Raw genomic sequence first — 13,195 nt, forward strand, 5'->3', positions numbered from 1 at the left:
ACGCGCATCAAAAAACGCCCGCTCAGTTTTCTGATCGGGCGTTTTTTGATGCGTTAAATAAATAATCGCTTTAAGACAGCAGCAGGGCGTCGTCGGTGACTTCTTCGCCGCGTTGGCGCTCAAACAGGCGCAACAGATCGGCGACTTCTAAGCCTTCGCGCTCTTCACCGCTGATATCAAATACCACTTGTCCTTGGTGGAGCATGATGGTACGTGTGCCGATATCCAGGGCCTGGCGCATACTGTGGGTGACCATCAAAGTGGTCATTTTACGCTCGGTGATGATGTCTTCGGTTAATTTCAGCACAAATGCCGCTGTTTTTGGATCAAGGGCCGCGGTATGTTCGTCAAGCAATAAAATACTCGAGGGACGAAGGCTCGCCATCAGCAAGCTCACCGCTTGACGCTGACCACCAGAAAGCAAACCCATGCGGTCGTGTAAACGGCTCTCCAAGCCAAGTTCGAGTTGCGCGAGGCTGTCTTTAAATCGCCCAATATAGCTGCGCTTAACCGCTGGCGATAAAAAGCGTTTATCACCGCGCTTAAACGCTAAGGCGAGGTTTTCCTCAATGGTTAAATTCGCGCAGGTGCCAGCGAGTGGGTCTTGGAAGACGCGCGCGACATTGGCCGCACGTTTGTGTGTGGGTAATTTAGTCAGATCCTGGCCGTCGATCTCAATCTTGCCCGAATCGACGATCACTTCACCTGCTAGGCTGTTGAGTAAGGTAGACTTACCCGCGCCATTGGAACCAATCACACTGACAAATTCGCCTTGCTGTAAATGCAGTGATAAACCACGTAATACAGGATTTTCTAATGGGGTGCCGGGGTTGAACGTTTTAAAGAGGTTTTGCGCATCAATCATAGCTTACCCACGGGTCCGTAGTTTTAGTTTGCGTTTCATCCCAGGAAGGACAATAGCCAAGGTGACCAAGGCTGCGGTGATCAAGTTGAGATCTTGTGCTTTGAGACCGATAAAGTCCGCGTTAAGCGCTAAGGCAATCGCCAGACGATAAACAATCGCGCCAAGAATACAGCCAATGAGCGCACGAACGACTGTTTTTGGCGTCAGTAGCGCTTCACCACCAATCAATGAGGCCAAACCAATAACAATCACCCCGACGCCCATGGTGACATCCGCTGATCCTTGGCTTTGTGCAAATAGCGCACCCGCCAAGCCAACCAAACCATTGGCGACAGCAACGCCGAGCATGATCATTGCACTCGTGGCAATCCCTTGCGCGCGTGCCATACTGGGGTTGGCGCCTGTTGCACGCATCGCAAGTCCGATCTCTGATTTCATAAACCACCACATAAAGGCAAAAGCAGCCAGCGCGACGATAGCAAATAAAATGACCGGCACAATAAAATACGGCACTGGCAGTGCTTCCCAGGGGGTGAGAATAGTGTCTTCACCCAATAAAGCGACGTTTGGTCGTCCCATAACGCGCAGGTTGACTGAATAGAGCGCGGTCATCACTAAAATTGAGGCCAGCAGGTTCAAAATGCCCAATTTGACGTTTAGAAATGCGGTGACAGCACCTGCCAGCATACCGGCAACAATTGCGGTTAATGTAGCTAGCCAAGGATTCCAGCCATTCATGATGCACACGGCGGCAACTGCTGCGCCAAGGGGAAAGCTGCCATCTACGGTGAGATCAGGGAAATCCAGCACACGAAACGACAGGTAAATGCCAAAGGCAACTAATCCATAGATAAAGCCGGTTTCTATGGCACCGTAAAACGCAATTTCACTCAACAGCATAGTGTATTAAACCAAAAATTGAAGGGCGCCGAAGCGCCCTGGAGATTAAAAATCAGATTATTCACCGACAATTTCTGCGGCGCTATCTAATACTTCTTGCGGCAGGTCTACGCCCATTTTTGCAGCAGCACCCGGATTAATGAATAGGTTGAGTTCTTCTAAGTGACCGACTGGGATATCGCCAGGGTTTGCACCTTTGAGGATATCGGCAACTTGTTTACCGGTTGCGCGGCCAACGTCGTAATAATCAAAACCAAGGGCTGCAATCGCACCGCGTTCTACAGAGCTGGTGTCAGCAGCAAACACCGGTAGTTTGTTTTGTTCGCCCACTTGAACAACACCTTCCATCGCGCTCACCACCGTATTATCAAGGGTGATGTAAATCGCATCCGCTTTGCCGACTAATGAACGAGCTGCAGCAAGGACTTCTGAAGATTTGGTGGCTGGTGCTTCAACTAAGGTTAGGCCTTTATCTTCAAAAAACGCTTTAATCTTGGTGTTTGTTGCCACAGAATTGGCCTCGCCAGGATTAAACACGGTGCCGATATTTTTAGCTTCTGGGACAATTTGTTGGATCATCGCAATTTGCTTATCAAGGGCAATGGCATCTGTTACCCCGGTAATGTTTTTACCAGGTTTGTCCAGATTATCCACCAATTTAGCTTCAACAGGATCGGTCACGGCTGTAAAAACTACAGGAATCCCACGGACTGCAGCAGCAACAGATTGTGCTGAAGGGGTGGCAATCGCGACAATCACCGCCGGGTCTTCACCCGCAAATTTCTTGGCAATTTGTGCGGCAATGGCGGTATCGCCTTGTGCGCTTTCATGCATATAACGAATATTGTCATCAGCGGTGTAGCCTTGTTCGCTGAGTTCATCAACCACACCTTCATGGACAGCGTCTAATGCAGGATGTGCCACAATTTGAGTAATGGCCACCAAAGGAGCATCCGCCAGCGTCGTCGCGCTTGCCAATATGCCTGCAGCGGCGGTTAACCATAATTTTTTATTCATTCCCATGATGTGCTCCTTAAGGTTAGGTTAGGAAAAATAATCTTAGCATAGAACGCTGCGAAGCTAAGCACGCTTTTTGTAAAAAACTCAAGTAGAAACGATAATAATCGGTGGTAATAATCAAGAAAATATTGCTTTTTGGTAAAAAAGCTATGCTATATTGTTACTGTGAATTAATGATATTCACTTATGCTTTTGTTACTAACGAGGATTGTATGGAAAGTTTTATCGCAAGCCTTAATGGCATTATCTGGAGCCCTGCTCTGGTTTATCTCTGTCTTGGGGCAGGGCTCTTTTTCTCTATCTTAACCCGCTTTGCGCAAGTTCGTCATTTTGGCGAAATGTGGCGTTTATTGTTTAAAGATCATGGTTCACAGGAAGGGATTTCATCCTTCCAGGCGCTCGCGGTATCACTTTCCGGACGCGTTGGTATGGGTAATATTGCCGGTGTTGCTGCAGCGATCGGTTTTGGTGGTCCTGGGGCGATTTTCTGGATGTGGCTTGTTGCCTTCCTTGGCGCAAGCACCGCCTATGTTGAGTCAACGCTCGCGCAGATTTATAAAGTCACCGATACAGAAACCGGGCAATATCGTGGTGGTCCTGCGTATTATTTTGAGCGCTGCTTAAAAGGTCCATTTTGGAAGTTTTATGGTATCGTTTTCGCGATTGCATCGATTCTCGCCTGTGGACTGTTTTTACCAGGGGTACAAGCGAATGGGGTTGCTAATGCGGTAACAGAAGTCTTTGGTCCTGGGGATCTGGTTAATACTTCCTTAGCCGGTGAAGTGGGTGTTAATACCTTAGTTGCCGTAGCAATCATTCTCTTGGTTCTTGGTTTTATCATTTTCGGTGGGATCAAACGTATTGCAAACTTTACGCAAGTCGTCGTGCCATTTATGGCTTTAGGCTACATCATTCTTGCGCTTATTATTGTGTTTATTAACCTTGATAAGGTACCAGAGATGATCAGCTTGATTTTCTCTGATGCGTTTACCGCACAGGCCGGATTTGGTGCGGCTATTGGTTGGGGGGTTAAACGCGGTATTTATTCTAACGAAGCTGGTCAAGGTACTGGGCCACACGCCGCTGGTGCTGCTGAGGTGGAGCATCCAAGTCAGCAAGGGTTGGTGCAAGCGTTCTCAGTGTATGTTGATACTCTGTTTGTGTGTACTGCAACCGCGTTAATGATCCTTTTGACTGGGCAATATAATATCCAAGGCACACTGCCTGATGGACAATTCCTGGTACAAAATGTTGATGCAGCAACGGTGATCAGTTCACCAGCATTTACCCAAATGGCCTTGTCACAAGTCTATGGCGGCATGGGTGAGATCTTCGTTGCGCTCGCTGTCTTCTTCTTTGCCTTTACAACCATCTTGGCGTATTACTACATCGCTGAAGTAAACGTTGCCTACCTGAGTGCTAAAATTGGCATGGAAGGCCCAGCGTTACTGATCGTCAAATTAGTCATTATGTTTATGGTCGCTTATGGCGCGATTAATAATTCTGGCTATATCTGGAACGTTGGTGATATTGGTGTTGGCGCGATGGCATGGCTCAATATCGTGGGTATTCTTGCGCTGTTCTTCTTAGCTCGCCCAACGATGCGTGCGTTAAAAGACTATGAAGAACAGAAGAAAGCGGGCGTGAAGCACTTCACTTTTGATCCTGAAAAATTAGGGATTAAAAATGCCACCTTCTGGGAAGAACGCATTAAGCGTAATAACCCTTAAATGCTAACAATAAAAAAGCCCCGGCAAACGCTGGGGCTTTTTTTGCTGGTGATAAAAATTATTCGCAGGCGCTTTCAGCGACTGGAACGCTAAAATAAATATCAACATCGGTCCAGGTTTTGCCTTGATGCCATGCAGCAGAGCAAATGGCGGCAAATTTTTCCATCGCCTCAGCAGTATCAAAATCTACGAGGTCCAGAGTGCCTTTGGCATTGAACACACCGTCAGCGACGGTATAAGGCATATCGATATTCTGCGTGACACCATTCATGGTCACAGCGAGAACAACTTTCTCACCATCAATCTCAGCAATTTCGGCTTTGATGCTTTCACCATCAACAAAGTTACCAAATAACCCGGTAGCGATGTTTTGGTTGCGCACTAAGATCGTCGCTTCTGGCCATTCGCCGCTTTTATCCCAGTTGCCAGGATCAGCGGAAGTATCCACTGAAGCCGTTTTAATGTTGATGGTTGCGCCAAGGAGCTTGCCTGACTCAGAAGCAAGTTCAAAATCGCTAAAGGTGTTATTTTCTACCACGTACGATTTATCAGGGAATCCGTAGCCGGTAAAACCGTAAGCGAACTGATCAGGCGATGGGGTAAAGTCACATTGAGCTGCAAGTGCTGAACCCATGGTGCACAGTGCCATACTGCCGGCAAGCATTTTTTTCATAAGAAACTCCAAGCAATGAATTAATGAGAATTAATCTCATTGTCTATTTAATCACAAATGCATATGGTGAGTAAAAATTTATTGTTCGTGTGGTGGCCACGCAATAAGGGTCACACCATCTTTGCCCCAAATCAAAATGCCATCATCCTCGATTTGGCGCAAGGTGCGCGAGAGTGTTTCTGGACGCATGGCCAGATGATTGGCGAGGTCTTTCTTGCTCATTGAAATGGGGTAGGTTGCTTTATTCTGCCAATTAGGTGGTAATAATTGCTTGATATGTCGCAATAAGCGCTGCTTGCTATCCATGACGCTGAGCATCTCAACTTGTCCGCTTAATATCTGGATATGTTGAATGAGGTGACCGATAATCGCTGAATACAAGCGCGGGCGATCTTCTAAAATACGCCGAAAGGTATCGATGCGGATCGCTAACAGCTCACAATCGCTAATGGTTGCCGCGTTAGCAGGATATTGATCGTGGTGCATAAACATAACCGCATCAGCAAAGCTTTGTTGCTTGGAAAAGGTGCGAATGGTTTTTTCGCGTCCATCAGGGGTCGCAAAATAAATCCGTACTTCGCCTTTAATAATGAAATAAAACGTACTCGCTGCGTCGCCTTTTTGAAAAATTAAGCTGTTGGCAGCAAGGTTTTTTTTGCTCGCGTCTTTGAGCAAGATGTCGCGTTCTTCGTCGCTGAGCGCAGAAAAAAGATAATGTTTGGCGATTTCACGAGCAAGGCTAATTGGCATAATAATCCGTAAAAAGTCGTTGCGCGATAGTGTGCGCTGTAGGTTTATTTAGCGAATAAACAGCAATCCTATCACGCAGACAGGTTAAGCTATTTTTCTAATTGGTTTAATTATACTATATTGATTCGGGTTTTTCGTTAGCTATGCCAGGCGAGGCGCTCTCAAGTAATGAAATCACTTCTTCTGGTCGCACGACGCCGCTAAGCTGTCCGTCATCATCGACCACTGGCACCGGATATTGGTTGCCCACAGCAATTGGCAGTAAGTGCTCAATGCTACGATTGGCATCCACAGATTGAGGCTTTTGCGCGATATCTGCTAGGCTGGCGTGTGGGTTTGCTTGGCGTGCACGTTCAATCAATGCCACAGTAATCAATCCTTCCCAATGATCCCCCGTTTTGACCCACGCCCAATCCTGGCTGTGGTCGCGCATAATGGCTAAAGCCTCATCAACGCTTTCGTCATCGAAATACAGCGAAGGGCGACGCATCACTGCCTGAGCATTAAGCACACTCGCGCGGTTGACGTCTTTGACAAATTCCTCGATATGATTATTAGCTGGGCGCAATAAAATATCTTCCGGGGTGCCGACTTGTTCGACCTGACCATCACGAAGGATGGCGATCCGCGAACCAATACGTAATGCTTCGGCTAAGTCGTGGGTGATAAACACGATCGTTCTTTTAAGTTGTGCTTGTAGGCTCAGCAGCTGCTCTTGCATTTGTGAGCGAATCAGCGGATCAAGTGCCGAAAACGCCTCATCCATCAGTAAAATATCTGTTTCCGTGGCTAAAGCCCGTGCTAAGCCAACGCGTTGCTGTTGCCCACCAGATAATTGTTTGGGGTATTGTGCTTCAAAACCGGCCAGGCCCACCAAAGCTAACCATTTTTCCGCCTCTATTGTGGCACTTTTTTTATCCTCCCCGCGTACGCTCCGCCCGTAAGCCACATTATCGAGCACGCTGCGGTGTGGCATGAGCCCAAAATGCTGGAATACCATACTCATCGTGTGGCGGCGAAATTCGATGAGTTCGCGCGTGCTCATTGCCGTCACGTCTTGACCGTTGATGATAATTTGCCCAGCAGTCGGGTCAATTAGGCGGTTAAAATGGCGAATCAAGGTGGATTTTCCGGAGCCGGATAGCCCCATAATCACAAAGATTTCACCTGCTTCGATAGTCAGATTAATATCATAAAGCCCTAGCGCATGCTGGTGGTCTTCTAATAAGGTTTTTTTGTCGGTGCCATTCTCGACTAAACGCAACGCTTGCCGCGGATTAGCACCAAAGATTTTTGAGATATGACGAACTTCGATAACGCTCATGATGTCCTCATGATTGATGGTGTGCTTGTGCACGACGACCAGCAGCTTGGGTAATCCGATCGAAGACAATAGCGAGGATGACAATGGCGATACCGCCAAGCAGGCCTTGACCGGCATCATTACGCTGTAAGCCCAAAAGAACCGTTTCGCCCAGGCCGCGTGCGCCAATCATCGAAGCTACCACTACCATTGCTAAAGCCATCATCATCGTTTGGTTGATCCCCTGCATGATCGATGGGAGCGCAAGCGGGATTTGCACACGGGTGAGCACTTGCCAACGTGTGGCACCAAAGGCACGACTCGCTTCAACCACTTCTTTATCGACACCACGAATCCCTAAATCGACCAAACGGATCAGTGGTGGGGTGGCATAAATAACGGTTGCGAGAATGGCTGGCATTTTCCCGAGGCCAAATAACATCGCCGCGGGGATCAAATACACAAAACTGGGGATGGTTTGCATTAAATCCAGAACGGGCGAGAGTACGGTGCGAAAACGATTGCTGCGTGCGGTGAGGATACCGAGCGGTAGGCCAATGACAATTGCAATCAGCATCGACACCAGCATGATGGCAATGGTTTGTAGCGATTGATCCCACAACCCCAGGCAACCAATCAGATACATCCCCAAGCCAACGCCCAAACACAGCAGCCAGCGACGACTGGCAATAAAGGCCAGCGCCATAATCAAGGCAATCAGTAATGGTTCGGGAAACCAGCGCAGCGCACGTTCAATAGTGACCAAGATGGTGATAAAAAAACCCGAGAATTGTTCAAAACCATCGGCGTAGTTAATCACCAGATAACGGATCGCGTCATTGACCGAGTCGCGAATGCTATCGCCAATGTTGAAGAAAAAATTGTCCATCGTTGGTTCCCCTTAAAGCAGGGTTGGTAAAGCGTTATAGCGACTCATTGATCCGCGTTGCGACTTCTGGCGAGACCCATTGTATCCAGAGATCGGGGTACTTCTCTAAGAAGCGCTTAGCAATGGCTTCATCGCGGGTATCATTATTGCGCATATCTGCCAGCGCTTCAGACACAATCTCGCTGCTGGTGTGATAGCGTGATAAAAATTCAATCGTTTGCGGCGCGCTTTGCGCAAATGCGGTGGTGACGCCAATCGCTAATTGAGAATCAGGATAGGCGGTTGCTGACTCGACTTTGGTGAGGTCAGCGTCTTTATCGGTTGCCGCTAAAAGGTTTGACCAGATGGCTTCATCGTAGGCGGGTTCTTCGAGGATGATCAGTTCATCGCTAAATTTACCAATCAGCCATGAAGGAGTCCAATAATAAAAGAGGATAGGTTTTTGCCGCAAAATCGCCGATTCAACCGCTGATGCGACAGCGTTACCTGAGCCTGGGCGGAAATTAACAAAATCTTTATCGAGTCCGTAAGCATAGAGCTTAGCGGTGTTGGTTTTTTCACACGACCAGCCGAGTATGCAGTTATAAAATCGACCTTTATCAGGATCTTCCTGATCAGCAAATAACTGGGCATAGCGCGGTAAATCGGCGACGCTTTTTAGATCAGGTGCTGGTGCATTCTCACCTTCGACTAAATAGCGTGGAATGAAAAAGGCTTGTTTGGCATCATCAACGTTAATACCGATTGTTTTAGCGATGCCATCGGCCTCCATTTCCCGCCATAGTTCGTCGACTGACTGCAGCCAGATTTCCATCGCAATATCAATGTTGCCACGACTCATGCCGTTAAATAAAGGAATCGTTGATCCAGGGATTTCATCGGTCGCGCAGCCATAGCCATGCTCTAAAATATAGCGGGCCACGCTGTTATGAAAGGTGATTGAGTCCCAATCAAACCCGGCAAAAACAATCGGGCGATCTATATCACACTGGGGTTCGTTGGCATAGGAAAAGATGCTGAAACTGGCGAGTGTGCCGAGCAGTAGGGAACGTATAGTGGGGAACATAAGTTAACCTCCGGTTAATACTTTGTTTATATTAACACAGTTGATTGGTATTTTTTTTGCGGATTTTCTGCAAACGTTGGTTTTGCGCTGTATCATGGCGCGGTTATTATGTTCTATAAATAGATGCGTTTATGGTTGTAACCAATAGATGGATTGATGCAAAAAGTTAACCCCAAAACGTTTTTCTGGCTTATGTGGCTAGGTTTTATTGTGCTGTGGGTGGTGATTTCTGAGTTACACCGTCCGGGGATGGATAAATACGGCGATATGGTCGAAGGCTATGCTTGGGGACAAGTATGGGTTTGGGGAACGTTCAAACACCCACCTTTTCTCGCCTGGGTTGCCAAATTGTGGTTTTCTGTGTTTCCTGTGGAAACATGGAGCTATTACCTATTATCCTATCTTAATGCCGGGGTCGGTGCGCTAGGCATTGTCGCTCTAGGCCGCCTTTGGTTACCGCCTGGTTTGCCAGCGCGGCGCAAAGCACTTTTCTCTCTGCTGGTTCTGCTATTTGCCTTACTCGGTACACCGTATAGTCATCTCGCGGCAAAATATAACGCCGATACGATTTTATTATCGCTATGGCCATGGACGGCGTATGCGTTTTTTGCCACCTTACATAGCCGTACTAACCGTGAGCGTTGGTTGTTTACATTATTGCTTGGCGTGTTGGGTGCGGTATCGATGTTGGCGAAATACTATTCAGGGATATTGCTAGCGAGCTTTTTCGCGATCAGTGTGCTCGAGCCAACGTATCGTCGCTGGTATCGCAGTTATTCGCCGTATCTGGCGTTTATTGTATTTTTCTTAGTGCTCATGCCGCATATCGTGTGGGAATGGCGCAATGATTTCCCATTCAGTGAGTATTTATTTACCAAAATCGATGATCGAGTTCGCTTAGATAAAGTGTTGTCGTTTTATTTATCGAGTATTTATTATTGGATTTTTGCTTGGGGCGCGTTTTATTTGCTGCGCCGGATGATTGGCCAATCCACTAAGCAAACCATTCGTTGGCAGATCCCATGGCGAGCGTTATTACTGATGATCGCGATGCCGGCTGTGATTACCTCGCTATTCCATATTTTTGGTCGTGTGTATTTAACCACGCATTGGGCGATCCCGATTTGGTTTGCCTTACCGATTGCTTTAGCGATGTGGTTATTACCAAGCGTACCGCTGAATTTTTCATTAGCTAAACTGGCACGATGCTTGGCTCTATTTGCTGCGGTGTTGTTCGGCGTGATGACGCTCTATACCTTAATACTCTCAGCGACCGGTAGCGCAAAATATACCATGGCACGTGAGGAAATGGTGGCGGCGATTGAGGCGCGTTTTCATGAGCGCTACCCGGATGCCGAACTAACTTGGAGTGGTGGTACCTGGCAGGAAACAGCGTCACTCGCCTTTTTTATGGACAGTCATCCGCGTGCCGTGCCTGGATTCCCAGCAGGCGATGCGGCTCAAGTTAACCCGGAGGAAGGCTGGCGTGATGGTTATGGTGTGGTTTTGTGTCATACACTCGATGATGACGGTAACCCTGTGGCGGCAAGACGTCGGGTGTTGTGGTGCCAATACTCGGTGATGCATGAGTTGATACGCGCAGGCTATCCGATTATTAAAGAAACAATTCGCTACCAGGCGCAAGGTTGGCGTTACCTACAAAAGCCAGAACTTGAGGTTGTGGTGTTTTGGGCACCACCACAACCCGATCTACTGCATAAACCACTTGAAGAAGGTGAAAAACCGTTATCATTAGAGCCTGTCGAGCAGATCAAGAACCAAAAGGTGGGGATGGATGAAAACTGAACCCGTCAATCAACACGCGCTGAGCTATACCTACAGTATCGTCATCCCGGCGTATAACGATGCTGAGGCGCTAAAGCTGTTTGTGCCTCAGCTTTACCCGCTGTTAGAACGCTATCAGGGCCAGCATGAGATTGTGATTGTCGATGATGGCAGTAAAGACGCGTTGCTTGAGGCTTTTGAAGACCTACAAGAGACTCTGCCTGAGACTGTCAGGTTAAAGTTGGTGCGCTTTTCGCGTAATTTTGGTAAAGAAGCCGCCTTGAGCGCGGGATTGCAGGCAGCGCAAGGTGAGGCAGTGGTTATGATGGATGCTGACGGTCAGCATCCGGTGAGTATGCTCGAGCAGATGATCACCCATTACGAGCGTGGTGCGGATGTGGTTGCGGCTGTTCAAGTGGTGCGCGATCAGGAACGCCTTTTTGCGCGCTGGCTCAAAAAGCGCTTTTACCGTTTTATGCAAGACGCGCAGCGCTATCAGTTAAAAGCTAATGCTGGGGATTTCCGCCTGATGCGTCGTAAAGTGGTTGATGCACTGCTTGCGCTGCCAGAGCGCCAGCGCTTTATGAAAGGTTTATATGCCTGGGTGGGTTTTGATACGGTGTATCTGCCGTTTAATGCAGCGCCACGCCAGGACGGAAGCAGTAAATTTCAATACCGTGATTTATTTGACCTCGCGATGGTCGGTATCACCTCTTTTTCGCTCAAACCACTACGCTGGATTTCGCGGATGGGTATTGTCGTCTCGCTGCTTGCCTTTATTTATGGCCTGTTTATCGTCTTTGATACGTTATTTACTGGCCGAGATGTGGCTGGTTGGACAACGCTTTCGGCAGGGATTATGTTTTCTGCCGGTTTGCAATTGATCTGTATCGGGGTGATTGGTGAGTATGTCGGGCGTATTTATGAAGAAGTCAAACAACGCCCGCTGTATGTTGTTGATGAAGTCTATGACAGTTCACGGCGACCTAAAGACGAGCACTAGCTGATGTGGGCGCAGCAAATATCCTGGTTTGCCGTGGTCGGTGTGAGCGCAGCGCTGACCCATGTGCTTTGCCTGTGGGGGTTGGTTGATGGCCTGTCGTGGCCACCAGTATGGGCAAATATCGGCGCATTTTGTGTGGCATTTTTGGTGAGCTTTTTCGGCCATTTTTTACTCACCTTCCGAGGAATGGATACGCGTTGGTGGGCGAGCTTGATACGCTGGCTCTTGGCGGCTGTTTCTGGGTTTGTGCTCAATCAATTGCTTTTTATACTTGGTTTACATCTATTCGGCGAGGCTGCTTATCTGTGGGTATGGTTTGTCGCCACCGCTATTGTCACTTTGTTATCGTTTGTGCTTGCTAAATTCTGGGCGTTTCGCCATGACCATTAAGCGCGTCATCATCAATGTTGATGATTTAGGGCTCTCTCCAGCCGTGAACCGCGCGGTGATCGATTTGGCTGAAGGCGGGATTGTGCGTAGCACCAGTTTGATGAGCTTAGGTGCGTTGTCTGATGCTGAACGACAAGCGCTGCGTGCTGCACGGGTGGATATCGGTTTGCACTTGGATTTTACCGGACTGTTAACGGAAAAGTGTTCGCTCAAGCAGTTGATACGTGATGCCTGGTTGCGTCGCCTGCCGGTTGCGTTTCTCGAACAATCAATCAATGAACAGCTCGATGGTTTTGAGCGTTTGGTTGATGATGCGCCGCGATTCATCGATGGACACCAGCACGTTCATCAATTCCCTGGGATTCGAGAAGCGTTGTTTGCGGTACTTGCCCACCGTTATCCAAAAAATAACATTGCCTTGCGTCATACCAAGCCGATCACTGGTGCAGGGGTTAAAGCGCACATCATCCACGGTCTCGGTGGTCCAGCCATTCAGCGTTATAGCCAAACACACGGCATTGAGCATAACAGTGTATTTGCAGGGGTTTATGATTTTCAGGGTGACGAATTGCGTTTGGAAGCGCTTTGGCGGCATTGGCTGGGCAAGATGCCTGCCTGTGGTGGGCTGATTATGTGTCATCCGGCGGTGGCTGATAACTCTTGGCATGATGAAATTCGCGTAGCCCGTGAGCGAGAATATGCGTGGTTGACTAGTGACAGGTTTCGCCATTTGTTACGTGAACAATCTATTGAACCTTGCGGATGGGATGAATTATCCTATTGATTTATTGTTATTAGCGTTATGATAAAGCCTGTTGATA

General features: G+C 48.1%; 13 protein-coding genes. 5 read left to right on the forward strand and 8 right to left on the reverse strand.

Going from position 1 to position 13,195, the window contains the following annotated elements:
- Positions 1 to 70: 70 nt before the first annotated feature.
- Genes L0B52_RS08825 through L0B52_RS08835 form a run of 3 tightly spaced genes read right to left on the reverse strand, consistent with a single transcriptional unit; the run spans position 71 to position 2,782 of the window.
- A complete protein-coding gene (locus tag L0B52_RS08825; RefSeq protein WP_235064356.1) occupies positions 71 to 865 on the reverse strand; it encodes an ABC transporter ATP-binding protein in 795 nt (264 codons plus the stop codon).
- A 3-nt stretch (positions 866 to 868) separates the two neighbouring features.
- Entirely contained in the window at positions 869 to 1,762 is an 894-nt protein-coding gene (locus L0B52_RS08830) for an ABC transporter permease (RefSeq protein WP_409202344.1), read from the reverse strand.
- Positions 1,763 to 1,822: 60 nt separating this feature from the next.
- Complete coding sequence (locus L0B52_RS08835; protein WP_235064358.1) at positions 1,823 to 2,782, reverse strand: ABC transporter substrate-binding protein; 960 nt, start codon at positions 2,780 to 2,782, stop codon at positions 1,823 to 1,825.
- Between the two features lie 215 nt (positions 2,783 to 2,997).
- Here L0B52_RS08835 and L0B52_RS08840 point away from each other — a divergent pair, with 215 nt between their 5' ends.
- A complete protein-coding gene (locus L0B52_RS08840; protein WP_235064359.1) occupies positions 2,998 to 4,515 on the forward strand; it encodes a sodium:alanine symporter family protein in 1,518 nt (505 codons plus the stop codon).
- Between the two features lie 58 nt (positions 4,516 to 4,573).
- On the opposite strand, the gene L0B52_RS08845 is transcribed toward L0B52_RS08840, so the two are convergent.
- The 5 genes from L0B52_RS08845 to L0B52_RS08865 form a co-directional block, all read right to left on the reverse strand.
- Complete coding sequence (locus L0B52_RS08845; protein ID WP_235064360.1) at positions 4,574 to 5,188, reverse strand: YceI family protein; 615 nt, start codon at positions 5,186 to 5,188, stop codon at positions 4,574 to 4,576.
- 78 nt (positions 5,189 to 5,266) lie between these two features.
- Positions 5,267 to 5,938, reverse strand: a complete 672-nt coding sequence (locus tag L0B52_RS08850) for a Crp/Fnr family transcriptional regulator (protein WP_235064361.1) — start codon at positions 5,936 to 5,938, stop codon at positions 5,267 to 5,269.
- Between the two features lie 115 nt (positions 5,939 to 6,053).
- Positions 6,054 to 7,262 carry a glycine betaine/L-proline ABC transporter ATP-binding protein gene (locus L0B52_RS08855; protein WP_235064362.1) on the reverse strand — a complete coding sequence of 403 codons (1,209 nt, stop codon included), beginning with the start codon at positions 7,260 to 7,262 and terminating at the stop codon, positions 6,054 to 6,056.
- 7 nt (positions 7,263 to 7,269) lie between these two features.
- On the reverse strand, positions 7,270 to 8,130 hold the full coding sequence (locus L0B52_RS08860; protein WP_235064363.1) for a proline/glycine betaine ABC transporter permease: 861 nt from the start codon (positions 8,128 to 8,130) through the stop codon (positions 7,270 to 7,272).
- A gap of 34 nt (positions 8,131 to 8,164) precedes the next feature.
- The gene (locus L0B52_RS08865; RefSeq protein ID WP_235064364.1) at positions 8,165 to 9,196 is read right to left on the reverse strand and encodes an ABC transporter substrate-binding protein; all 1,032 of its coding nucleotides are present in this window, start codon (positions 9,194 to 9,196) and stop codon (positions 8,165 to 8,167) included.
- A 156-nt stretch (positions 9,197 to 9,352) separates the two neighbouring features.
- Between L0B52_RS08865 and L0B52_RS08870 the strand changes: the two genes are divergently transcribed.
- From L0B52_RS08870 to L0B52_RS08885, 4 genes are read left to right on the forward strand one after another with little or no spacing between them, the layout of a single operon-like run.
- Positions 9,353 to 11,002: a glycosyltransferase family 39 protein gene (locus tag L0B52_RS08870; protein ID WP_235064365.1), complete on the forward strand. Its 1,650-nt coding sequence runs from the start codon at positions 9,353 to 9,355 to the stop codon at positions 11,000 to 11,002.
- Positions 10,992 to 11,984, forward strand: coding sequence for a glycosyltransferase family 2 protein (locus tag L0B52_RS08875; protein WP_235064366.1), 993 nt, complete (start codon positions 10,992 to 10,994; stop codon positions 11,982 to 11,984). The genes L0B52_RS08870 and L0B52_RS08875 overlap by 11 nt, the downstream gene beginning before the upstream one ends.
- 3 nt (positions 11,985 to 11,987) lie before the next feature.
- The gene (locus tag L0B52_RS08880; protein ID WP_235064367.1) at positions 11,988 to 12,374 is read left to right on the forward strand and encodes a GtrA family protein; all 387 of its coding nucleotides are present in this window, start codon (positions 11,988 to 11,990) and stop codon (positions 12,372 to 12,374) included.
- Positions 12,364 to 13,158, forward strand: a complete 795-nt coding sequence (locus L0B52_RS08885) for a ChbG/HpnK family deacetylase (RefSeq protein WP_235064368.1) — start codon at positions 12,364 to 12,366, stop codon at positions 13,156 to 13,158. Before L0B52_RS08880 ends, L0B52_RS08885 begins: the two co-directional genes overlap by 11 nt.
- The last annotated feature ends 37 nt before the right edge of the window (positions 13,159 to 13,195 follow it).

Origin of the sequence: Suttonella sp. R2A3, from assembly GCF_021513215.1 — a bacterium.
Lineage (GTDB): Bacteria > Pseudomonadota > Gammaproteobacteria > Cardiobacteriales > Cardiobacteriaceae > JAHUUI01.

Excerpts from the sequence above, each read along its gene's own strand:
- L0B52_RS08825 (WP_235064356.1), bottom strand. The coding sequence starts at position 865 with ATGATTGATGCGCAAAACCTCTTTAAAACGTTCAACCCCGGCACCCCA.
- L0B52_RS08835 (WP_235064358.1), bottom strand. The coding sequence starts at position 2,782 with ATGAATAAAAAATTATGGTTAACCGCCGCTGCAGGCATATTGGCAAGC.
- L0B52_RS08840 (WP_235064359.1), top strand. The coding sequence starts at position 2,998 with ATGGAAAGTTTTATCGCAAGCCTTAATGGCATTATCTGGAGCCCTGCT.
- L0B52_RS08845 (WP_235064360.1), bottom strand. The coding sequence starts at position 5,188 with ATGAAAAAAATGCTTGCCGGCAGTATGGCACTGTGCACCATGGGTTCA.
- L0B52_RS08850 (WP_235064361.1), bottom strand. The coding sequence starts at position 5,938 with ATGCCAATTAGCCTTGCTCGTGAAATCGCCAAACATTATCTTTTTTCT.
- L0B52_RS08855 (WP_235064362.1), bottom strand. The coding sequence starts at position 7,262 with ATGAGCGTTATCGAAGTTCGTCATATCTCAAAAATCTTTGGTGCTAAT.
- L0B52_RS08860 (WP_235064363.1), bottom strand. The coding sequence starts at position 8,130 with ATGGACAATTTTTTCTTCAACATTGGCGATAGCATTCGCGACTCGGTC.
- L0B52_RS08865 (WP_235064364.1), bottom strand. The coding sequence starts at position 9,196 with ATGTTCCCCACTATACGTTCCCTACTGCTCGGCACACTCGCCAGTTTC.
- L0B52_RS08870 (WP_235064365.1), top strand. The coding sequence starts at position 9,353 with ATGCAAAAAGTTAACCCCAAAACGTTTTTCTGGCTTATGTGGCTAGGT.
- L0B52_RS08875 (WP_235064366.1), top strand. The coding sequence starts at position 10,992 with ATGAAAACTGAACCCGTCAATCAACACGCGCTGAGCTATACCTACAGT.
- L0B52_RS08880 (WP_235064367.1), top strand. The coding sequence starts at position 11,988 with ATGTGGGCGCAGCAAATATCCTGGTTTGCCGTGGTCGGTGTGAGCGCA.
- L0B52_RS08885 (WP_235064368.1), top strand. The coding sequence starts at position 12,364 with ATGACCATTAAGCGCGTCATCATCAATGTTGATGATTTAGGGCTCTCT.